We start from the raw sequence: 433 nt of genomic DNA, 5'->3' as shown, positions 1-433 counted from the left end.
GCCATGCGCAGGGTGCTGGCTTCCAGGTGCTTCAGGGTCTGCTGCGCACCGGCATTGTCCTCTGGAAGCTCCAGCGCCAGCTTGTCGGCACACAGCAGGATCGCCGACAGCGGCGTGCGCAGGTCATGGGTGAGCACGGCCGCCATCGTCTCGTTGAGCTTGAGCGAACGTTCCAGCGCCTCGTTGCGCGCCTTCAGCAGCTGGCGCTGCTGGTAGAGCTCGATGAAGACGTTGACCTTTCTCAGGATCACCTGCGGTGCGACCGGCTTGTGCAGGAAATCGACCGCACCGGTTTCGTAGCCCTTGAAGGCACGCACCGGATCATCCGGCGAGGCGGTCAGGAAGATGATCGGCACATCGCGGCTGCGGTGCGAACCGCGCATCAGCTCGGCCAGGGTGAAACCATCGATCTCCGGCATGTGCACATCCAGCA

The 433-nt window shown here is 63.7% G+C and carries 1 protein-coding gene; it reads right to left on the bottom strand.

Translation table 11 applies throughout. The features are described 5' to 3' along the window. Positions 1-419, bottom strand: a 419-nt coding sequence (locus RhoFasB10_RS25865) for a response regulator (protein WP_240931476.1), incomplete at its 3' end; no start/stop codon positions are given. Between the last annotated feature and the right edge of the window lie 14 nt (positions 420-433).

Source organism: Rhodococcus sp. B10 (assembly GCF_011770055.1).
In the GTDB taxonomy this organism is placed as follows: domain Bacteria; phylum Actinomycetota; class Actinomycetes; order Mycobacteriales; family Mycobacteriaceae; genus Rhodococcoides; species Rhodococcoides kyotonensis_B.
Note: the sequence above shows the minus strand (reverse complement) of the source record. Positions and strands in the feature narration are given on the sequence as shown.